Below are 19075 nucleotides of genomic sequence, written 5' to 3' on the forward strand. Positions count from 1 at the left end.
GGCTGGAATTATAGATTAAAGAAACATCCGGCCACTCTTATCTGAAAGGGCGACTGGTTTTATCTGTGGGCTAAGTGATAATGCAACGGCTGTTTTTTTCTTTATCGAGGGTCCTATAGGCTATGTGGTACGAAGGTTTTCTTGGCTTATCGCCCTGGTCACTGGTGGCAGTCACCCTGCTGATGACCCACGTCACGATCGTCGGCGTCACGGTCTATCTGCATCGCTATTCAGCCCATCGCTCGCTTGAGCTCAATGCCGGCCTTAAACATTTCTTCCGCTTCTGGCTGTGGTTGACCACGGCGCAGAACACCCGCGAATGGACCGCTATCCACCGCAAGCATCACGCCAAATGCGAAACCGTCGATGACCCGCACAGCCCGGTCATCAAGGGCTTGTCCACCGTTCTGCGCAAAGGTGCCGAGCTGTACCGCACCGAAGCGGAAAACCCCGAGACCCTGCGCATCTACGGCAAGAACTGCCCCGAAGACTGGATCGAACGCAACCTCTACAGCCGTTTCCCGCTGCTGGGCGTGGCGATCATGGGCGTCATCGACCTGCTGCTGTTCGGCACCATCGGCATCACCATCTGGGCCATCCAGATGATGTGGATCCCGGTCTGGGCCGCCGGCGTGGTCAATGGCCTGGGCCATGCCATCGGCTACCGCAACTTCGAATGCCGCGATGCGGCGACCAATCTGGTGCCCTGGGGCATCCTGATCGGCGGCGAAGAACTGCATAACAACCATCACACCTACCCTAACTCGGCCAAACTGTCGGTGAAGAAGTGGGAATTCGACCTCGGCTGGGCCTGGATCCAGGTCTTCAGCTTCCTGCGCCTGGCCAAGGTCCAGCGGGTTGCGCCGATCGCCCATCGTGTCGAAGGCAAAGGCAACCTGGACATGGACACCGCTATGGCGATCCTCAACAACCGCTTCCAGATCATGGCCCAGTACCGCAAGCTGGTGATCGCGCCGCTGGTCAAGCAAGAGCTGGAAAAGGTCGATCACTCGGTCCGCCACCAGTTCCACCGGGCCAAACGCCTGCTCTCGCGGGAAACCAGCCTGCTGGACGACAAGCACCACCTGCGCATCCAGACCATGCTCGAGCACAGCCAGGCGCTGAAGGTAATTTACGAGAAACGCCTGGCCTTACAGCAGATCTGGGTCAAGACCAGCTCAAATGGTCACGACATGCTGGCCGCCATCAAGGATTGGGTACACGAGGCCGAGGCCAGCGGGATTCAATCCCTGCGCGACTTCGCCGACCAGTTGAAAACCTACTCCCTGCGCCCCGCCACTGCCTGACCCTGAATCAGGGGCGCACCTGTGGCGAGGGAGCTTGCTCCCGCTCGGCTGCGCAGCAGCCGCAATACCTGACGACGCGTTTTAACTGAAAAAACGCGTCGCCAATACCGCCCGGCGGGAGCAAGCTCCCTCGCCACGAAAAGCGGGAACTTCGCCCCAAATCTCCTATCTCAAAGACACTTCGCCACCCCGGCGGGCTTTGTGTTGGCCGCTGTCGAAATAGCGGCACGCCCTTTGAGACTTGTGCCGATGGTCAATAAAAACCTACAAGACACATCCCTTCCGCAGTGGCCCGAGGCCGCGCAAACGCTGATGGCGCTGATGCATGCGCAGGGCGAAGTGGCGCGCCTGAGCGAACGCGAACAGCTGTTCAGCTCGCTGCTGGTCAGCGTCAACGCCGTGCTTTGGGCATTCAACTGGGAAACCCGTCAGGTCCTCTACGTCAGCCCGGCCTATGACCGGATCTTCGGCCGCCCCGCCGGCCTGTTGCTGTCCGACTACAACCACTGGCGCGACAGTGTTTATCCCGACGATCTGGACTACGCCGAGCGCAGCCTGGCGCAAGTGCTGGTCAACGGCGCCGTTGAAGACCGCGAATACCGCATCATCGCCGCCGACGGCCAGGTGCGCTGGCTCAGCGACAAGTGCTTCATCAACCGTCAGGCCGAGCCGGGTGAACCGGTGATCATCGTTGGCATTGCCGAAGACATCACCGAAAAGAAGCAGATGGAAACCGAGCTCCACCGCCTGGCCACCACCGACGTACTGACCCAAAGCAGCAACCGCCGACACTTCTTCGAATGTGCCAATCACGAATTCGAGCAGGCACGCCTGCAAGGCAAGCCGCTGGCCTTCCTGCTGCTGGACATCGATGACTTTAAAGTGATCAACGACACCTACGGCCATCCGGAAGGCGACAAGGTGCTGCAACGCATCGCCGAGAGCGGTCGCGCGGCCCTGCGGCGTGGTGATCTGTTCGGGCGGATCGGCGGTGAGGAATTCGCCGCGGTGTTCCCCGGATGTGCACCGGACATGGCCATGCAAGTGGCCGAGCGCCTGCAACGGGAGATTCAACGGTTGAGTTTCAGCCATGACGACCAGACATTCGGCATCACCGTCAGCCAGGGCCTGACCAGCCTCACGCCCGAGGATGAAAACCTCGACAGCCTGTTCGCCCGCGCCGATGCGGCGATGTATCAGGCCAAGCGCCAGGGCAAGAACCGGATAATCTCCAGCTGAGCCCATGATGATCGTTCCCACGCTCTGCGTGGGAATGCATCCAGTGACGCTCTGCGTCACGACTTGCGAAGGGACGCGGAGCGTCCCGGGCGGCATTCCCACACAGAGCATGGGAACAATCTACAAAGCCTATTTTTTGCGCAAGCGCATCAACTCCGGCAATCCGATCTTGAGCAACCGCGCCGTGCGGCTCTTGGCCAATGCCTCGACCCCCTCATGCTCGGTCAGGCGCGCCAGTCGCGCGGCCATGTTCATCACCAGCGCTTCGCGAGAGTAGACCCCGCCACCGAGCTGATAAACCGCCGCAATCAGCTCACGCAGCTCCAGCGGCAGGCGCCAGCGGGTACGCAGCGCCGAACCGTAGGCCGCGCCGAATTCGGCCAAGGCATCGCCGACTTCCTCCCACTCATCCAGCTCACCACCGGCCTGCTTCCACTCCTGCAAACAGCGCAGCAACGCCAGGTCGCCGAGGCGATGCAGCATGCCTGCGCAATAACAACGCTCCTGATCCAGATCCAGCAAGCGCGCCAGCGTCCGCGCGTACTCAGCGGTGTGCAGGGACAGTTCCCAATAGCGCTCGGCATAGTCCGCCAGTTGCGGATCACTGAGCCGGGCACTGCGCTTGAGGGCGAGGCCCAGAATCAGGTTCATGCTTTGCCCGGTACCCAAGCGATGCAGCGCCTGCGACAGGGTTTGCACAGCCGCGCCATGATGCTTGGCCGCGCTGTTGGCGGCAGCAATAAGGACAGCGGTGACTTGCGGATCGGTGCGGATTTCGTCTTCAAGCCGCGTCAGATCGAGGCCATCGGGATTGAGGCTACGTTTGATCGCCACCTGCACATCGGTCATCAGCGGCGCGCCGTCCGCCAGTTCACGCCGCCGCTCCAGATACACCGACAAGGTCATGCCCGGCGCCAGTGAGGGCACTTCGCAGGACACCTCTTCACCCGCGTTCAGCAGCAAATCCTGCAAGCGCTGGGTCAGGTTTTCCATGTTCAGGGGTTTGGTCAGGTACGCCGTGGGCGCCAGGGGCAAGGCTTCACGCACACTGGCGCTGTCGTTGCGGCTGCTCATCAGAATGAACGGCAACGGCGGATTACGTTTGCGCTGACGAACGCTGCGTAACACATTCAAGCCATCGACGCCGGGCAACTCCCAGTCGACGATCACCAGGTCATAAGGATTTTCCGCCAACAGGTGCAGGGTTTCCTGGCCATCGGCACACAGGTCCAGCCGTGCGTCGCAGCGCACATTCAACAACACCTGCTTAAGCAGGTCGCGGGACCAAGGGTCCGCCTCGGCAATCAGCACTCGCGGTACAGCGGGTAACACCACAGCAGTCATCTGCACACTCCAACGGCAATGCTTGCACCTTAGTCAATGCTGGCCATTCGATACAGCGCAATTGCCGTTGATCTGTTTCAAGGGGCATAAAAAAACCCGCCGAAGCGGGTTTTTTGTCGATCAGTTCACAAATGGATCAGAGCTCGGCGAAGCACTCTTCGATGATCGCCAGGCCTTTGTCCAGTTGCTCGTCCGGCGCGGTCAGCGGTACCAGCACGCGCAGAACGTTGCCGTAGGTGCCACACGACAGCAGGATCAAGCCCTTGTCGCGAGCCTTGGCCACAACGGCGGCTACAGCAGCCGGGTTCGGCTTGTGGCTGTCGCCGTTTTCGAACAGCTCGACAGCGATCATCGCACCCAGGGCACGCACGTCGCCGATCACCGGGTATTTGGCCTGAATGGCTTTCAGGCCAGTCACCAGACGCTCGCCAACCGCTTTGCAACGGTCCAGCAGGTGCTCTTCTTCGAACACTTCCATCACGGCCAGGGCCGCGGCGCAAGCGATCGGGCTACCGGCGTAAGTGCCGCCCAGGCCGCCTGGAGCGATGGCGTCCATGTATTCGGCCTTGCCGCACACACCGGCCAGCGGGAAGCCGCCAGCGATGGATTTGGCGAAGGTGGTCAGGTCGGCGGCGACGCCCATCTGTTCCATGGCGAAGAAGGTGCCGGTACGGCCAGCGCCCGTTTGCACTTCGTCAGCGATCAACAGAATGCCGTGCTGGTCGCACAGGGCGCGCAGACGCTTCATGAACTCTTTAGGCGCGACGTAGAAACCGCCTTCACCCTGAACCGGCTCGATGATGATCGCAGCGATGTCACGCGGCTCGGCGTCGTTCTTGAAGATGCGCTCGATGCTGGCGATCGAATCGTCGATGCTCACACCGTGCAGTTCGTTCGGGTACAGCGCGCGGAAGATGCCGCCTGGCATCAGGCCCATGCCGGCCGAGTAAGGCACGACTTTACCGGTCAGGCCCAGGGTCATCATGGTGCGACCGTGGTAAGCGCCGGTGAACGCGATCACGCCGGCACGGCCAGTGGCGGCGCGGGCGATCTTGATGGAGTTTTCCACGGCTTCGGAGCCGGTGGTCACCAGCAGGGTTTTCTTGGCGAAATCACCTGGCACCTTGGCGTTGATTTTTTCGCACACCTCCACGTATGGCTCGTAGGCCAGCACCTGGAAGCAGGTGTGGGTCAGCTTGTTCAGCTGCGCAGTCACGGCGGCGATGACTTTCGGGTGCAAGTGACCGGTGTTCAGCACGGCGATACCGCCGGCGAAGTCGATGAACTCACGACCTTCAACGTCGGTCACGGTGGCGTTCTTCGCGTGGTCGGCGAAGATCGGGTGAATCTGGCCAACACCACGGGGTACGGCAGCGGTACGGCGGGCCATCAACTCAGCGTTAGTCTTGCTCATACATTCCTCATTCGCCGCTCATCGGTCGGCGTGGTTCAAGGATTAAGCGGCGGGGAAGCAACTACGGCAGCATGCGATGATCGACTGCCACAGCGTTCCCGGCCACAGAGAAAATTCCGTTTGAAGCGCGCAAAGGGACAGCGCTCTCGTGCCCTTTGCGTTTGAAGCAATGCCTTGCCGGGCTTATCCCTTCGAGCTTAGATACCCAGGCAGAGGTATTTGATTTCCAGGTAATCTTCGATGCCGTACTTGGAGCCTTCACGGCCCAGGCCCGACGCCTTCATGCCGCCGAACGGCGCGACTTCGTTGGAGATCAACCCGGTGTTGACGCCGACCATGCCGTATTCCAGGGCTTCAGCCACACGGAACACACGGCCCAGGTCACGCGCATAGAAGTACGAGGCCAGACCGAACTCGGTGTCGTTGGACATCGCGATCACGTCGGCTTCGTCTTTGAAACGGAACAGCGGTGCCAATGGACCGAAGGTTTCTTCCTTGGCTACGGCCGCGTTGTTCGGCACGTTGGTCAGGATGGTCGGCTCGAAGAAGTTGCCTTGCATGCTCTTGCCACCCGCCAGCACGGTAGCGCCTTTGCCGACGGCGTCAGCAATGTGCTCTTGCACCTTGGCCACGGCTTTTTCGTCAATCAGCGGGCCAGTGGTGGTGCCGTCTTCCAGACCGTTGCCGATCTTGAGTTTGGCCACAGCCACTTTCAGTTTTTCGGCGAACGCGTCGTACACCGAATCCTGAATGTACAGGCGGTTGGCGCAGACGCAGGTCTGGCCGTTGTTGCGGTATTTTGAAATGATCGCGCCTTCGACGGCCTTATCCAGGTCCGCGTCGTCGAACACGATGAACGGCGCGTTGCCGCCCAGTTCCAGCGAGACTTTCTTGATGTCCTTGGCGCACTCGGTCATCAGCTGACGCCCGATTTCGGTCGAACCGGTGAACGACAGTTTGCGCACGATCGGGTTGCCGGTCAGCTCGCTGCCGATGTCGCCGGCGCTGCCGGTCACCACACTGAACACGCCGTTCGGAATACCGGCACGCTGGGCCAGTTCAGCCAGGGCGAATGCAGAGAACGGAGTTTGCGAAGCAGGCTTGAGCACCATGGTGCAACCGGCGGCCAGGGCCGGGCCGGCTTTACGGGTGATCATTGCAGCCGGGAAGTTCCATGGAGTAATCGCAGCGGTCACGCCGATCGGCTGCTTGATCACGATCAGGCGCTTGTCTGGCTGGTGGCCCGGAATCACGTCACCGTAGACGCGCTTGGCTTCTTCGGCGAACCACTCGATAAAGGAAGCGGCGTAAACGATCTCGCCCTTGGCTTCAGCCAATGGCTTGCCCTGTTCCAGGGTCATCAGGCGAGCCAGGTCATCCTGGTTCTCGATGATCAGCTCGAACCAGCGACGCAGCTTGTTCGCGCGCTCCTTGGCGGTCAGTGAACGCCAGGCCGGCAGCGCTTTATCAGCAGCTTCAATCGCACGGCGGGTTTCGGCAGCGCCCATTTTCGGCACAGTACCCAGAATTTCGCCCGTTGCCGGGTTATTGACCTTGATCGTCTGACCGTTGTCCGCATCGACCCAAGCGCCATCGATAAAGGCTTGCTGGCGGAACAACTGGGTGTCTTTAAGCTGCATGTCGGCTTTCCTTAACAGCACCGCGGCCAGCGCGGAGCGAATTATGATTGTAGAAAGGCGCCTTATAGGCTGCCGTCAGGGAAATCATTCACCGGGCTGAAGCACATAAATAGCGCACTGATCGAACTCGTGCGGTTCAGCACCCAGACAAGAGCGTTTGAAATCTCAAACGAATCCTAGGATCAAAGGGGGTAAAGGACAATAGGCTGTTCGAAAAAAAGAACGAAAACGCCGCATTTGCCTATTTTTTCGGATCAGCGTAGCAATCGTAGGTTACGCTTTGGAAAAACGCAGGCGATTCAGCGGCATGGACGCCCGCAGCGCATATGAGTATCATGGCGCCCGCATTGCACCAGTAGCTCAGCTGGATAGAGTACTGCCCTCCGAAGGCAGGGGTCGTGGGTTCGAATCCCGCCTGGTGCACCATCTGTAGAAACGAGAAAGCCTCAGGCCGTTGGGTCTGGGGCTTTTTTGTGGGTAAGCCATTTTCAATGGTTTGGGTCTAGTGATCAGCACTGCCTGATTCGAATAGACGTCCAACGTCCCTTGCGGCATGCAGGACACGCTCAATCTGAACATCGCCCTCGAAAAGACTATAAAAGATCAAATATCGGCCGTGGGAAATCATTCGCAGCCCTCTGGCATAGTCATCTCGGGGAATACCTTGATTAGGCTGATCCAGCAGCCGAGCACAGCACACTCGTAGCTCACCAACAAAAGTCCGAGCTCGACCCGGATTGTCACGGGCAATGTAGCGGGCGATTTGCTGCAGATCCTCTCGTGCCAGTGCGGAGAAAAACAATTGTCTCATGGGCGCTTCTGCTCTGCTTCGACCTCATCAATGAGCGCATCAAGCTCGGCAAACACGGTATCGGCAGCAATGGCCGGACGTGGGTCATTGCGGCTGGTCGCAATAGCTACACATATTTCTGCGGCTCGTAATCTATCCAGGAGCTGCTGATAAGCGGCGTGCGGCAAAAGGTAGGCAGCAGGACGATTGTGGTTGAGAACGGCAACTGGCTCTGAGCCTGCTTGCTCAATCACAGTACTTGGGCTGCGTTTCAGCTCGGTAATACTGACCGACCGACTCGCAAGTAATTGCTCCATGACGGCTCCAAAGGTACAAAAAATAGTACCTTATAGTGCTCGATTTTCCGAACAACGGTCAACGTGCAACTGACCGGGGCCATCTGCCCCACAAAAAACCATCGAAACGGGTTTCCTTTGCTGTCGTTAAATCGAGATTCGCTAGTCAAATGACCGGCAAATGAGCGGCACGAACAAAGGCGGCTGAAACCGCACCTTGGCCAGTTGCTGTCTGCTGCCAGCGCCTTGTTCAATCAAATGACCGTCAAATGACGATAATACCCAGCCGGGTACTTAGCGAACTTTGCGATTAGCCTTGGGATCATCGACGTCATCTTCTTCCGACCGATTCAGCAGAAAATCCTTACGACTTTCGACGGTTGCAGGAGATCAGCCTGCACGATACCCTTCCGCCGTCGCTGCCAATTCAGCGACCGGGCTTGGTAACCCGAGAGTTAAGCGCAACAGCGCCCCCATTGAGAATTGCAGGCGTTTGTTTACGCCCGCAATTTTGAGTTATGGCGGCTGTGCGTGGGACGTCTTCGGGCGTGCCGGATTCCTTGACTCCCGGTTTACCAACCTGCGCACAGCTGCCACCCATTCGCTTGGTAACGAAAAAGTGGCAGTTCCTCGTCAAGGAGCTAGACCATGCGCAATGTAAATCCGTACGAAATTAGGCTTATCCCTCACCCCGACTTCGAATCGCGCCCCCACCGCACCTCCGTCAATGGAGGTGGCAAATGACTGAACATTCAGAAGCAAAAACCATCGGTTTCACGCCCTGCCTCTACTGTGCAGACGATCCACTGTTTCGTGTCAGCGCTGGGGTGCCTATTAGCAAAGCATTGGCGCAGGCGTCCGACCTGTTGTTCCTGGCCAAGTCGTTTGCTGAGGATGCAGCCTACGCAAAAGACACCGATCGCCACGCGTGGGCCGCGCATTATCTGACTGCGATGAGTAAGGCAGTGATTGATGATGTGGTGAAAGTGCTGACACAACCACCGCAGACGGCGACGCAACAAGCCGCAGAATAGCGGCAACTCACCCTTTAAATGCGCCCCGATTATTCGGGGCCTCCAAAATTGCGTGTAGATGCTGCTTCTGGCGTCCTACCACTCATGCAACTGCATAACCGTGCAATAGCAGTGGTCAGGCATGCGCTCGATCTTCGTCAGAGCTTGGCGCAAGTTTCCAGATAATCAGTGACGGCCTCTTCAAATGCGTTTCGAAGTTCCTGTACCGACTCGCCATGAAACCCAACGACATCTCTAATACCAGCGATATGGCCGATAAACAGGCCGTCTTCCTCGCTGTATTCAATTCGGGCGGCATAGCCTTTGTAATTCATTACGTTCATGGGGTGACTCCTGCTTGTTCAAGGAAAGCCCGCGCACCACGAACCTGGTAGGACTTTGCTTTTTTGTCTGGGTGTGGTCGATGAAAGGTGCCGACCACACCGTTGAGCTCAAAACGTACCCGGAACCCAACATGATTGGTAAGGCGGAAAAATCCCAGGCAATAAAAAACCCCTGAGCAGTCTCAGCACCGAAGCGCATCAACCGACAGGGGCCATCAACATTTCTTTAATGGCAAAAAACCGCCAAAGCGGTTTTCTCATTCTGTCGTCCAGTCAAACTCGTCGTATTCATCATCGTCTTCTTCGTCCTCGATCAACTCATCATCAAGAACGTCTTCCTCAAGATCCTCTTCTGCCTGCTTCGCCAGAAGAAACTCCTTACGACTCTCAGTCACTGCTCGCCTTAATTCCTCACCCTTCACCGGGCAGTTGAGCATTTGGGCGATGCGGTCGATTTTTTGGGCCACGGCATCCTCCAACGCATCGGCTATAGGCCGATAGTGCGCGCTTTCGGGTGTTGTTGCCAAATCGTCGACCGCTGTTCAGCTCATTTTTTCTGCAAATCCTTGAGTTTTTCCGCAAGGTTTTCCTTGGGAAAGCGCTTGTGCAATGTCGTCATCAGCGCTTCGGCGGCTTGGGTTTGTCCGGCGTCTTGCAGGCGTATCACCTCACGTAATTGATCATCCAGTGACTGGACCGGCGCGGCGGCGCGTTTGCTGAGTTTGGCTTCGTCGGCCATTTCGCTGTTGATCGATTCACGTTGCATAGGTGCAGCAAAATCCGCCATCGGCGCAGCCGGTGCGGGCGTAGCCTGGAAGCGGGCAGCGGCTTCCGGTTTAGCAGCCGGGGCGGAGGCTTTCGGCGCAGGCGCGAAGTCGTAACCCGGCAGTTGTTCCGGCGTGCGTTGCACCAGCGCCAGCATCAGCGCAATCCCGACCAGGCTTGCGAACGCGACTTGCCAACGGGGCTGTTGGCAGGCGCGGAGCCAGCGTTGCCACAGGTTCGGCTTCGGCGCGGGGGCTTCGCGGTGGGCGGTGGCGAGGATGAAGGCGTCGAGGTGCGCCGGTGGTTCGCCGCTGCTGTGATCGCGAAAATGCTTGAGCACTTCATCGTCGGCCGATGGCGGTGTCTGTTTGGCGTCAGTCATGTCAGTACCTCCTCGGCCAGCAGCCGACGCAGTTTTTGCTGGGCGTAGCGCAAGCGGCTTTTAACGGTTTCCAGCGGTGTTTCGGTGAGGGTGGCGATCTGCGGCAGGTCGAGGTCGCCGTGGGCGCGTAGCAGGAACACTTCGCGCTGGTCGGCGGGCAGGGTTTGCAGGGCCGCTTCGAGGCGTTGGCTGTCGCGGCTCAGGCTCAGCAGTTGTTCGGGGTCGGCGGCGTCGTCGATCAGTGCGTGGGCCTGTTCGTCATAGCTGTCGTGGAAGGGGTTGTGGATGCCGTGTTTGCGCCAGTGATCGATCAGTCGGTTGCGGGCAATCTGGTAGAGCCAGGTACGAAAGTTCGCCCGGCCTTGTGGCTGACTGGTGCTGCGGATCAGGCTCAGCCAGGTTTCCTGGTACACCTCTTCGGCCAGTTCGGGTTTACCGCTGAGGCCGAGGAGGAAGCGATACAGGCCCTGGCGGTGGCGGGCGTACAAAACTTCGAACGCCGGCCCGTCGCCCGAGCGGTAGCGCGCCAGCAGCGATTCATCACTGCCGGCGGCGGAGCTGATTGCTGGATCGGACATGTCAGCTTTCACTCTATCCGGTTGTCGTTGGGCGATTGATTCGAGGCGGTGGAGGTTCGCAGGCTTTGCGCCAGCTCCACCAATTGCACGAACTCACCGCGCAGGCCGAACTGATCGTCACCCCGTGCGCCACGGGCCAGGGCTTCGGTGTCTTTCAGGCTGAAATTACCGGTGTAGCGCCCATCCTTGAGCTGCTGGGAAAAGGCAGCGACGGCGGCGGCAAAGCGCAGGTCATCGCTGGCGGCCGAGAGTTTACCGGCCTCGCCCTTCAGTATTGGCCGTTCGATCAAGCGACTGTTCCCACCTTCCGGCAACTGATAACGCACCCGCAGCATCGCCAATTCTCCGGTTTTTGCGGAAACTTCTGCCCCGGAATTGCCGTAGCGCAACGGTTCCAGCCAGCCCTTCTCGCCCTTGGGCACAATTTCGTACAGCGCTGTCACCGTATGCCCTGCGCCGATTTCTCCGGCGTCGACCTTGTCGTTGCTGAAATCCTCACGCTTCAAGGCGCGGTTCTCATAACCCAACAGCCGATATTCGCTGACCTGAGCCGGGTTGAACTCCACCTGCAGCTTCACGTTTTTCGCCACCACCGCGAGGGTTGAGCCGAGTTGATCCACCAGCACTTTGCGCGCCTCGCGCAGGTTGTCGATGTAGGCGTAGTTACCGTCGCCGGCGTCGGCCAGTTGTTCCATCAGGTGTTCATTGTAGTTATCCACACCAAAACCCAGGGTGGTCAGGGACACGCCGGTCTTGCGTTTATCCACAGCCATTTGCTTGAGGCTGTCGAAGTCGCTGATACCGACGTTGAAGTCACCGTCAGTGGCCAGCAGGATGCGGTTGATGCCTTTGGGGATAAACGCCTGTTGTGCCATTTGGTAAGCCAGTTCGATACCCGACGCGCCGGCCGTCGAACCGCCCGCCGTCAATTGCTCGATGGCGGTACGAATTTTCGCTTTTTCCCGTCCGGAAGTCGGCTCCAGCACCACACGGGATTCTCCGGCGTAGACCACCAGCGAAACCCGGTCCTGCTCGCGCAATTGATCGACCAGCAATTTCAGGGTGCTTTTGACCAGAGGAAGGCCTTCGCGACGGTCCATGGAGCCGGACACGTCCACCAGAAATACCAGGTTCGCTGGGGCCAGCGTTGCCACCGCGCGATCGGAGGCCTTGATGCCGATACGCAGCAATCGGGTATGCGGGTTCCAGGGTGACGGCGCCAGTTCGGTGGTCACGCCAAATGGCGAGCCGTCGGTGGGCAAGGCGTAATCGTAGGGGAAGTAATTGACCATCTCTTCCAGCCGCACCGCCCCTTCCGGCGGCAAACGCCCTTGATTGAGCAAGCGCCGGACATTGGCGTACGCGCCGGTATCGACATCGGCGCTGAAGGTCGAGACCGGCGCTTCAGCCACGCTGTGAATCGGGTTATCGGCCAGCGCCTGATATTGCTCGCGCTGTTCATCCCGGTAGCCCTGTGGATAAGTTTCACCGGCGGGCACCGGCGCGAAAGCGACCAGCGGGCCCGGTCGTGCGCTGCGTTTGGCCATCGCGGTGTCCGCCATGGCCGATTCGCGCACTAATGCTTCAGTTTTCGGCGCATTTTGAGCCGGGGGCGCAACCGCTGCCGGGTTGCCCGTCTCAGAGGGTGGAGTGGATGATCCGCCGCAACCGGCAACGGCCAGCAACAACCCGGCGGCGAAACCCTGGGCGGCCGGGCGGAGGACATGCAGAGGGAGGGACATGGGGGCTGACCTCAGGAGGAAATTGACTCATTCATCCTCTGAGACGGACAGCCCGATCAGTTCGGGTTAAGCCGAAGTGAAAAATCTTCAGCGGTGATAACGCCGCACCACGCTGCTGTTTTTCAACACATGGCCTTTTACCTGTTCCAGCAGCTGCGCGCGGGTCAGGCCGGCGGGCAAGGCTTCTGGCGCCAGGTCCAGGGCGTAGATCTGAATGATGTAGTGATGGGAGCTGTCACCGATGGGCGGGCACGGGCCAACGTAGTGAGTGGTGCCTTTGATGTTGGTGCCACCCACGCCTTCGAGAGTGGATTTGGCGCCGACACCAGCCGGGATCTGCCGTGTCGTGGCCTTGATGCCGTAATGAATCCAGTGATCGACGCCCAAGCCTTTCTGGCCGTCCGGGTCGTGCATGACGATGGCGTAGCTGAGGGTGCCCGGGGGCCCGGCGCTCCAGCTCAGGGCCGGGGACTGATTCTTGCCGCCGCAACCGCTGGCATCGCTGGCTTCCGCCGACGTGAACAGCCGATTGTCCGAAACACCGGGGATGCTGAGGGTGAAACGCTCCTGGGCCTGCGCTGGCAACTGCACGCAAAGGGCGACTGCAACGGCCGCCAGCCAAGGGTTCAAAGAGGTCAATCGGGTCATACCGGAGCACCTTGTGCGGGGTGGGGCCGTCGTCGGCACGCAAACTATAGCCGGACCGTTCGTGCGGTGGCAGAGGGAATTGGCTGAACCTGTGAATAAGCACCAAACTCCTAAGTGAAACACCTGCCTGGAGATCGATCATGGCACTGCACCGCGTCGCCCGTTTTGCCGATGTGCCCCTCGACCGTGGCCTTGAGGTCCGTATCGACAAGATGAAAATCGTCTTGCTGCGGGTCGGCGATCAATTGCGCGCCTATCAGGGCAAATGTCCCCACGCCGGGGCTCCCTTGGCCAAAGGTGCGCTGTGTGAGGGACGGCTGATCTGCCCGTGGCACAAGGCAGCCTATCGGCTCGAAGACGGCGCGCTGTGCGAGCCACCGTCCCTGGACAGTCTGCGGCGCTACCCGCTGGAATTGCGCGACGATAAGGTCTGGGTCGATGACCAGCCGATGCCCAGCCCCAGCACACCGCCGGCGGACGATAAGCGCACCTTTGCGATCATCGGCGCTGGTGCCGCCGGTACAGCCTGTGCGGCGGCGTTGCGGGAGAAAGGCTTCGGCGGTCGGGTGCTACTGATCGACCGTGAGCCCGAGGCCGGATACGACCGTACGGCATTGAGCAAATTCGTGATTGCCGGGGAGATGCCACCAGACGAAGTTCCGCCGCTGCGCGATGAAGATTTTTATCGTGAACAGCGCATTGAACGGATAAACAGCGATGTGATGGGCCTGGATGCACCGAGCCGGACCCTGCGCCTGGCCGATGGTCAATCGTTGAGCTATGACGCCGCGGTGATTGCCACCGGCGGCATACCAAAATCCCTGTCGCTGCCAGGCGCCGATCTGCCGCAGGTGTTCGTGTTGCGCTCGAAGGCGCAGGCGCAGCAGATTCTGACCACCGCAAAACCGGGTCAAAGGGCAGTGATTATCGGCGGCAGCTTCATTGGTCTGGAATCCGCTTCATCCCTGCGTCAATACGGCCTCGATGTCACCGTCCTGACGCGCCATGCCATCCCTTTCGAGGCGCAATTCGGCGAGGCCGTCGGCAAGGCGATTCGTGCCCTGCACGAGGCCAATGGCGTGGTGTTTCATACCGATGGCGAAGCGGCAAAGATCGAAGGCACAGGCAAAGTCGAAGCGGTGCTGCTGGACAACGGTCAGCGCTTGCCGGCGGATCTGGTGCTGGTCGGCATTGGCGTCACCCCGGCGACCACCCCGTTTACCGATCTGCCGAAGGAAAAAGATCAGTCATTGAAGGTCGACGGCGGCATGCGCGTGACTGACGGGCTGTGGGCCGTCGGCGATATCGCGACCTTCCCGCTCAATGGCCAGCCCCAACGGATCGAACACTGGCGCCTGGCCCAGCAACAGGCGCGGATTGCGGCGGCGAATATGCTCGGCGGCGACGAACGCTACCTCGACGTGCCGTATTTCTGGACCTGGCACTTCGGCAAAAACTACGACTACCTCGGACACGCCGAGGCCTGGGACGAGGTTGAGTTCAAGGGCGACCCTGAGCATCCACCGTTTATTGGTCTGTTCGCCAAAAACGGCGTAGTGGCGGCAGCGGTTGCGTGCGATCAGGAGCGCGCCATGGCGATGCTTGCCGAACGGATGAAACAACCGCTGTCGGTGGACGAGGCGTGGCGCCTGGTTCGGGATTTTGCCTGACGCACGTCTGCAACGCGTCAGGCTCAGATGTGGCTTATCGGCTCGCGGTTGTCATCATCTTCGGCCGGCAGGCGGATCACCAGTGGATGTTCCAATGGCGCCAAGGGCGGCGGCAGTTGAGACGGGTCGACCGGGGTGTAGTGTGTAACGACATGGCTGACATCGCCTTCCTGATCGTTGTGAATGGTCATTGAGCCCGGCGTGCGCAGTTTCGCCAGCCGGTCGCCGGTCAGCTTGAAGCTTTTGCTCAGCCCCTGATCATCCACCACCGGCGCCGGCAAACGGCGCTGGGCGAAGCTCTTGCTTTTGCGCTGTTGATAACGCGCCCAGCCAATCAGGATCACCGCGTTCACCAGCGCCACCCACAGGTAAATCTGCAACGTGCCGAGGGCGTCGAAAAACGATGCATCGATGCGCGGGCCGTCATGGGTATCGATCAGCGGCCACAGACCCCGCGCCAGCAAATACAGCAGCCCGATCCAGGCCAGCACGGTGAAGACAACATCGATCACGACTAGAAAAGGCCGCTGCCGGGTTCTGATGATTTTCATTTGATGACCTCCTCTTCATCGTCATCCAGCGGCTTGATGCCCCGGTCCGGACTGACCCAGCGCGCGCGCTTCTGATGTTGGCCGAACAGCACTTTGGGAAAGCTGACCAGGGTGGTGAGCAGGCTGATGAACCAGAACACCAGCGGATACCAGACCACCCAGAACATGGTCCTGCCGAGTCCCTTTTCGTAACGTCGGTCGATCATGATGCTGACCGCGAATTGCACCAGGCAAACCACCGCCAATAGCAGCCCGGTAAAGGCCGGTGGCATCAGGTGATGGACGGCAATGGCGGGCGGCATTTCGACGAAGTTGCCGACACCCCAGAAAATCACCGACAACAGGAAGGTGAAGGCCCAACCGGTGGACAGGCAGTATTCGAACAACAGCGGCCACAGATAACGATGGCGGTATTGCCAGATGCCCCGGATGTTCTTGAACAACACCTCGGCGCCGCCCTGGGCCCAGCGCAGGCGCTGCTTCCACAGGCCGCCGAGGGTTTCCGGCATGAGGATCCAGCACAACGCGCGGGGCTCGTAGAAAATGCTCCAGTGATCCAGTTGCAGCTTCCAACTGATGTCGATGTCTTCGGTGATCATGTCCGGGCTCCAGTAGCCGACCCGGTTCAGGGCCGTGCGACGGAAGGCGACGATCACCCCGGAGACGGTAAAGATCCGCCCGAACACCCGCTGGGTGCGCTTGATCAGGCCGATGATCGAGGAGAACTCGCCGACCTGTACCCGGCCGATCAGAGTCGAACGGGTGCGGATTCGCGGGTTGCCGGTCACGGCGCCCAGTCGCGCGTTGTCGAGCATCGGCGCCACCAGATAGGCCGCGGTGTTGGGCGCCAGCAGCGCGTCACCGTCGATACACACCAGGTACTCGCTGCGCGCCGCGATGGCGCCCATGCGCAGGGCAACCGCTTTGCCCTGGTTCTCCGCCAGGTGCAGCACCCGCAAACGCGGATCCTGCGCCGCCAGTGCGTCGAGCACCGCAGCGGTGTTGTCCTTGGAGCCGTCGTTGATCGCGATCACTTCTATGTTCGGGTAATGCTGGGCCAGCGCTGCGTGGATGGTATCGGCGGCGTTATCGCCTTCGTTGTAGCAAGGGATCAGGATCGAGATCAGCGGTTCGCCGGCCAGCGGCGGCGGCAAGGTGTCGTCCTGCCACGGCCAGTGCCGCTCCCAGTGCAGCCAGAAATACAGGCCGCCGGCGATCCACAGCCCCGACATGAACAGTGGGTAGAAGAACACGAAGTCCATCAGGAATTGCCCGGTGACCAGAAAGATCAGCCCGAGGGGAACCCCAAGGACGATCGCCAGAACCAATAGGGCCAGAAGTCTGTCCAGCATGTTATGGATTCCACTTGTTGGAGAGCGCGGGCCGCACGGTTTTCAGGTCCGGCTGGTTTTCGAGAAAGTCGTCCGGGTAGTAGCCGAAACTGGTGGCGCCCTGACGCTTGAGGCGGCCCATCCAGTCGGCCAACTGCACGCCGTCGATGTCGGAGTCTTTGTTTTTCGTCCAGTCGCGGGCCTGCAACTCGAACACCGTGCGATCGAGGGCGCCGGGACGCGATTTGACCGTCGCTACCAGCGTTTCGAGCCAGGGGCCGGATTGCTGGAGGCTCTGTTTTTCCATCAGTGGCATGGCCATCGGCGCTGTCCAGTCGTAGGCGCCCAGGAAGTCGTCGAGGTTCTGCGCGAACCAGGCTTCGCTCTCGGGGTTGAGCATCGGCCCGGCGAAAATATTGCGCGCCGTGCTTACCTGCGGGCCGCGAATGGCGCGGACCTTGGCGGTCAGCTCATGGGTGAAATCGATCAGGTAGCGGCTCTTGAACCGCGTCCAGCGTTGCAGGGTGGCCGGATCGTCGCGCAGGGCGGCAATCGAACCGGGCAGGCCGTTGGCCGCATAGACTTTCAGGGCGTCGGGGCCGGCGTCTTCGAAGTCCGACAGCACGGCGTCATCGTGATAGAGAATGCCGTCGACCGAGGTCAGGCGTGCCACGTCTTCGTAGATTTCACCAATGATGCGCCGCACGTTCGGATCGAACGGTGACAAGCGCTTGTACTGGTCAGGATCAACTGACGTGGTGCCGGTTTTCGGGTCCCAGCGAGTAACACGCGGCAACTTCGAATCCAGGGCAAAACTCAGCACCGGCATCCAGGCATAGACTTTGACGTGAGCCCGGGTGCGCAACTGCCAGGCCACGCGATCGAAGATATCGGCGCGCATCGGCAGGTGGCGGTTGGGGAAGTACAGCGAGTGCACCAGGCCATCGCCCGCGGGGTCGGCGAAGGCTTGCAGGAACACCGTGTTGGCGCCCATGTCGGCCATGCGCTGGATCAGTTTGCCGAGGTTGACTTCCTGTTGGGCCGGGTCCGGGTCGTAGACGTTATCCAGGTCCACATGCACCACGCGCATCGGCGACTCGGACTGCACCGAGACGATGCTGTTGGCGAAGTGTTCGCCATCCGGGTCCGAGGCCACCAGAAAGCGCGGGCTGCTCATCAGGTTGTCGAGGGCATCGAGGCCGTCGTCCAGGGTCAGGGCCATCTGATAACCCTGGTCGTTGATCACTTGCAGCGAGGTGCCATCCGCAGTGCCGTATGGCCAGACCCAGACCCGCGGCTTGTAACCGGTGGCCTTGCGGATCTTCTCCGAAATGGCCGCTACGTCGGCGCGCATCCGCGCCTGGAATTGGGCTTCGGTTTCATAGCGACCGGTCGCGGCGTCATAGCGCCGGGTCGCGGCTGCCGGTTGCAGGTTGCCTTGCGGGTTGGCCAGCACGCCTTTGTGGCTGGCGTCGGTGTGGGCGGCGATTTCCACCAGGCCGGACCGGGAAATCTCGCGGATCTGCTCCCAGGTCAGGAAATCCGAACGCTTGCGCGGTGTACCGGCGAAATCCACTGGCTGGTTCAGCGGCGTGTCGATCCACACCCCGACCGGCGCCAGCAAGGCGTGCCAGTTATAGGCGCGCAGCACCGGCATTACGCGGGTGTAGAAGCTCGAATAACCATCATCGAAACTCAGCATGATCGCCCGTGGCGGCAGCTCGGGACCGCCGTTGCGAGCGGCCATGACCTGATCGACGGTGACCGGTGTGTAGTTGTTCTCCCGCAGCCATGCCAGTTGCTCGATCATGCGTTCGGTGCGCACGGCCACCACCGCCTGATCGGGGTCGCGGTCTTCGACATCGTGGTACGCGATCCCCAGCACATGGTTTTTCGGCCAGGGTTTTTCATTGGCCGACACCGTGCGTTCGGACGGCGGCGCGAAGGCTGGGGCTTGCTGGGCACAGGCGCTGATCAACAGCACTCCCAGCAGGAGGATGAAACGCGAAATAAAAGGCATC

General features: G+C 60.2%; 17 protein-coding genes, 1 tRNA gene and 2 pseudogenes. 5 read left to right on the plus strand and 15 right to left on the minus strand.

What is annotated here, in order from left to right; all coding sequences use genetic code 11:
* The first annotated feature begins 122 nt into the window (after positions 1-122).
* Both desA and AC1D2Q_RS25140 read left to right on the plus strand, forming a co-directional pair.
* On the plus strand, positions 123-1307 hold the full coding sequence (gene desA / locus AC1D2Q_RS25135) for a delta-9 fatty acid desaturase DesA (protein WP_477814919.1): 1185 nt from the start codon (positions 123-125) through the stop codon (positions 1305-1307).
* Positions 1308-1556: 249 nt separating this feature from the next.
* Positions 1557-2546, plus strand: a complete 990-nt coding sequence (locus tag AC1D2Q_RS25140) for a GGDEF domain-containing protein (protein ID WP_477814920.1) — start codon at positions 1557-1559, stop codon at positions 2544-2546.
* 129 nt (positions 2547-2675) lie between these two features.
* On the opposite strand, the gene AC1D2Q_RS25145 is transcribed toward AC1D2Q_RS25140, so the two are convergent.
* The 3 genes from AC1D2Q_RS25145 to gabD all read right to left on the minus strand — a co-directional run bounded on the left by AC1D2Q_RS25145 (position 2676) and on the right by gabD (position 6944).
* Positions 2676-3890: an HDOD domain-containing protein gene (locus AC1D2Q_RS25145; protein ID WP_477814921.1), complete on the minus strand. Its 1215-nt coding sequence runs from the start codon at positions 3888-3890 to the stop codon at positions 2676-2678.
* Positions 3891-4026: 136 nt separating this feature from the next.
* Positions 4027-5304 carry a 4-aminobutyrate--2-oxoglutarate transaminase gene (gabT, locus tag AC1D2Q_RS25150; protein ID WP_018929369.1) on the minus strand — a complete coding sequence of 426 codons (1278 nt, stop codon included), beginning with the start codon at positions 5302-5304 and terminating at the stop codon, positions 4027-4029.
* Positions 5305-5501: 197 nt separating this feature from the next.
* Positions 5502-6944 carry an NADP-dependent succinate-semialdehyde dehydrogenase gene (gene gabD / locus AC1D2Q_RS25155; protein ID WP_477814922.1) on the minus strand — a complete coding sequence of 481 codons (1443 nt, stop codon included), beginning with the start codon at positions 6942-6944 and terminating at the stop codon, positions 5502-5504.
* A gap of 349 nt (positions 6945-7293) precedes the next feature.
* On the opposite strand from gabD, the gene AC1D2Q_RS25160 reads away from it, so the two are divergent.
* A tRNA-Arg gene (locus AC1D2Q_RS25160) sits at positions 7294-7370 on the plus strand.
* A gap of 76 nt (positions 7371-7446) precedes the next feature.
* On the opposite strand, the gene AC1D2Q_RS25165 is transcribed toward AC1D2Q_RS25160, so the two are convergent.
* Positions 7447-7755, minus strand: coding sequence for a type II toxin-antitoxin system RelE/ParE family toxin (locus AC1D2Q_RS25165; protein ID WP_081625773.1), 309 nt, complete (start codon positions 7753-7755; stop codon positions 7447-7449).
* The gene (locus tag AC1D2Q_RS25170; RefSeq protein ID WP_019581695.1) at positions 7752-8051 is read right to left on the minus strand and encodes a type II toxin-antitoxin system prevent-host-death family antitoxin; all 300 of its coding nucleotides are present in this window, start codon (positions 8049-8051) and stop codon (positions 7752-7754) included. Before AC1D2Q_RS25170 ends, AC1D2Q_RS25165 begins: the two co-directional genes overlap by 4 nt.
* A 719-nt stretch (positions 8052-8770) precedes the next feature.
* Here AC1D2Q_RS25170 and AC1D2Q_RS25175 point away from each other — a divergent pair.
* Positions 8771-9064 (plus strand): DUF3077 domain-containing protein, encoded by a 294-nt coding sequence (locus tag AC1D2Q_RS25175; protein WP_007941022.1) that lies wholly within the window; start codon positions 8771-8773, stop codon positions 9062-9064.
* A 140-nt stretch (positions 9065-9204) separates the two neighbouring features.
* Here AC1D2Q_RS25175 and AC1D2Q_RS25180 read toward each other — a convergent pair.
* From AC1D2Q_RS25180 to AC1D2Q_RS25210, 7 genes and pseudogenes are all read right to left on the minus strand, one after another.
* Positions 9205-9387, minus strand: a pseudogene (locus AC1D2Q_RS25180) (type II toxin-antitoxin system HicB family antitoxin); the annotation flags it as partial.
* Positions 9384-9515 (minus strand): annotated as a pseudogene (locus AC1D2Q_RS25185) (type II toxin-antitoxin system HicA family toxin); the annotation flags it as partial. The pseudogenes AC1D2Q_RS25185 and AC1D2Q_RS25180, both read right to left, overlap by 4 nt.
* A gap of 129 nt (positions 9516-9644) precedes the next feature.
* A complete protein-coding gene (locus AC1D2Q_RS25190; RefSeq protein ID WP_477814923.1) occupies positions 9645-9914 on the minus strand; it encodes a hypothetical protein in 270 nt (89 codons plus the stop codon).
* A gap of 20 nt (positions 9915-9934) precedes the next feature.
* Positions 9935-10534 (minus strand): hypothetical protein, encoded by a 600-nt coding sequence (locus AC1D2Q_RS25195; protein WP_477814924.1) that lies wholly within the window; start codon positions 10532-10534, stop codon positions 9935-9937.
* A complete protein-coding gene (locus AC1D2Q_RS25200) occupies positions 10531-11112 on the minus strand; it encodes an RNA polymerase sigma factor (RefSeq protein ID WP_477814925.1) in 582 nt (193 codons plus the stop codon). Before AC1D2Q_RS25200 ends, AC1D2Q_RS25195 begins: the two co-directional genes overlap by 4 nt.
* An 8-nt stretch (positions 11113-11120) precedes the next feature.
* Positions 11121-12854: a vWA domain-containing protein gene (locus tag AC1D2Q_RS25205; protein ID WP_477814926.1), complete on the minus strand. Its 1734-nt coding sequence runs from the start codon at positions 12852-12854 to the stop codon at positions 11121-11123.
* Between the two features lie 87 nt (positions 12855-12941).
* Positions 12942-13502 (minus strand): YbhB/YbcL family Raf kinase inhibitor-like protein, encoded by a 561-nt coding sequence (locus tag AC1D2Q_RS25210; RefSeq protein ID WP_477814927.1) that lies wholly within the window; start codon positions 13500-13502, stop codon positions 12942-12944.
* 140 nt (positions 13503-13642) lie between these two features.
* On the opposite strand from AC1D2Q_RS25210, the gene AC1D2Q_RS25215 reads away from it, so the two are divergent.
* Positions 13643-15172 carry an FAD-dependent oxidoreductase gene (locus tag AC1D2Q_RS25215; protein WP_477814928.1) on the plus strand — a complete coding sequence of 510 codons (1530 nt, stop codon included), beginning with the start codon at positions 13643-13645 and terminating at the stop codon, positions 15170-15172.
* 23 nt (positions 15173-15195) lie between these two features.
* Here AC1D2Q_RS25215 and pgaD read toward each other — a convergent pair whose 3' ends face one another.
* Genes pgaD through pgaB form a run of 3 tightly spaced genes read right to left on the minus strand, consistent with a single transcriptional unit; the run spans position 15196 to position 19074 of the window.
* Positions 15196-15723 (minus strand): poly-beta-1,6-N-acetyl-D-glucosamine biosynthesis protein PgaD, encoded by a 528-nt coding sequence (gene pgaD / locus AC1D2Q_RS25220; RefSeq protein WP_477814929.1) that lies wholly within the window; start codon positions 15721-15723, stop codon positions 15196-15198.
* Positions 15720-17075: a poly-beta-1,6-N-acetyl-D-glucosamine synthase gene (gene pgaC, locus AC1D2Q_RS25225; protein ID WP_018929378.1), complete on the minus strand. Its 1356-nt coding sequence runs from the start codon at positions 17073-17075 to the stop codon at positions 15720-15722. The genes pgaD and pgaC overlap by 4 nt, the downstream gene beginning before the upstream one ends.
* A gap of 1 nt (position 17076) precedes the next feature.
* A complete protein-coding gene (pgaB, locus tag AC1D2Q_RS25230) occupies positions 17077-19074 on the minus strand; it encodes a poly-beta-1,6-N-acetyl-D-glucosamine N-deacetylase PgaB (protein ID WP_477814930.1) in 1998 nt (665 codons plus the stop codon).
* Position 19075 lies beyond the last annotated feature (1 nt).

This window comes from Pseudomonas sp. P1_A1 (assembly GCF_056406935.1).

Bases quoted from the DNA above. Each gene is read 5' to 3' on its own strand.
- desA (WP_477814919.1), top strand. From the start codon at position 123: ATGTGGTACGAAGGTTTTCTTGGCTTATCGCCCTGGTCACTGGTGGCA.
- AC1D2Q_RS25140 (WP_477814920.1), top strand. From the start codon at position 1,557: ATGGTCAATAAAAACCTACAAGACACATCCCTTCCGCAGTGGCCCGAG.
- AC1D2Q_RS25145 (WP_477814921.1), bottom strand. From the start codon at position 3,890: ATGACTGCTGTGGTGTTACCCGCTGTACCGCGAGTGCTGATTGCCGAG.
- gabT (WP_018929369.1), bottom strand. From the start codon at position 5,304: ATGAGCAAGACTAACGCTGAGTTGATGGCCCGCCGTACCGCTGCCGTA.
- gabD (WP_477814922.1), bottom strand. From the start codon at position 6,944: ATGCAGCTTAAAGACACCCAGTTGTTCCGCCAGCAAGCCTTTATCGAT.
- AC1D2Q_RS25165 (WP_081625773.1), bottom strand. From the start codon at position 7,755: ATGAGACAATTGTTTTTCTCCGCACTGGCACGAGAGGATCTGCAGCAA.
- AC1D2Q_RS25170 (WP_019581695.1), bottom strand. From the start codon at position 8,051: ATGGAGCAATTACTTGCGAGTCGGTCGGTCAGTATTACCGAGCTGAAA.
- AC1D2Q_RS25175 (WP_007941022.1), top strand. From the start codon at position 8,771: ATGACTGAACATTCAGAAGCAAAAACCATCGGTTTCACGCCCTGCCTC.
- AC1D2Q_RS25195 (WP_477814924.1), bottom strand. From the start codon at position 10,534: ATGACTGACGCCAAACAGACACCGCCATCGGCCGACGATGAAGTGCTC.
- AC1D2Q_RS25200 (WP_477814925.1), bottom strand. From the start codon at position 11,112: ATGTCCGATCCAGCAATCAGCTCCGCCGCCGGCAGTGATGAATCGCTG.
- AC1D2Q_RS25205 (WP_477814926.1), bottom strand. From the start codon at position 12,854: ATGTCCCTCCCTCTGCATGTCCTCCGCCCGGCCGCCCAGGGTTTCGCC.
- AC1D2Q_RS25210 (WP_477814927.1), bottom strand. From the start codon at position 13,502: ATGACCCGATTGACCTCTTTGAACCCTTGGCTGGCGGCCGTTGCAGTC.
- AC1D2Q_RS25215 (WP_477814928.1), top strand. From the start codon at position 13,643: ATGGCACTGCACCGCGTCGCCCGTTTTGCCGATGTGCCCCTCGACCGT.
- pgaD (WP_477814929.1), bottom strand. From the start codon at position 15,723: ATGAAAATCATCAGAACCCGGCAGCGGCCTTTTCTAGTCGTGATCGAT.
- pgaC (WP_018929378.1), bottom strand. From the start codon at position 17,075: ATGCTGGACAGACTTCTGGCCCTATTGGTTCTGGCGATCGTCCTTGGG.
- pgaB (WP_477814930.1), bottom strand. From the start codon at position 19,074: ATGCCTTTTATTTCGCGTTTCATCCTCCTGCTGGGAGTGCTGTTGATC.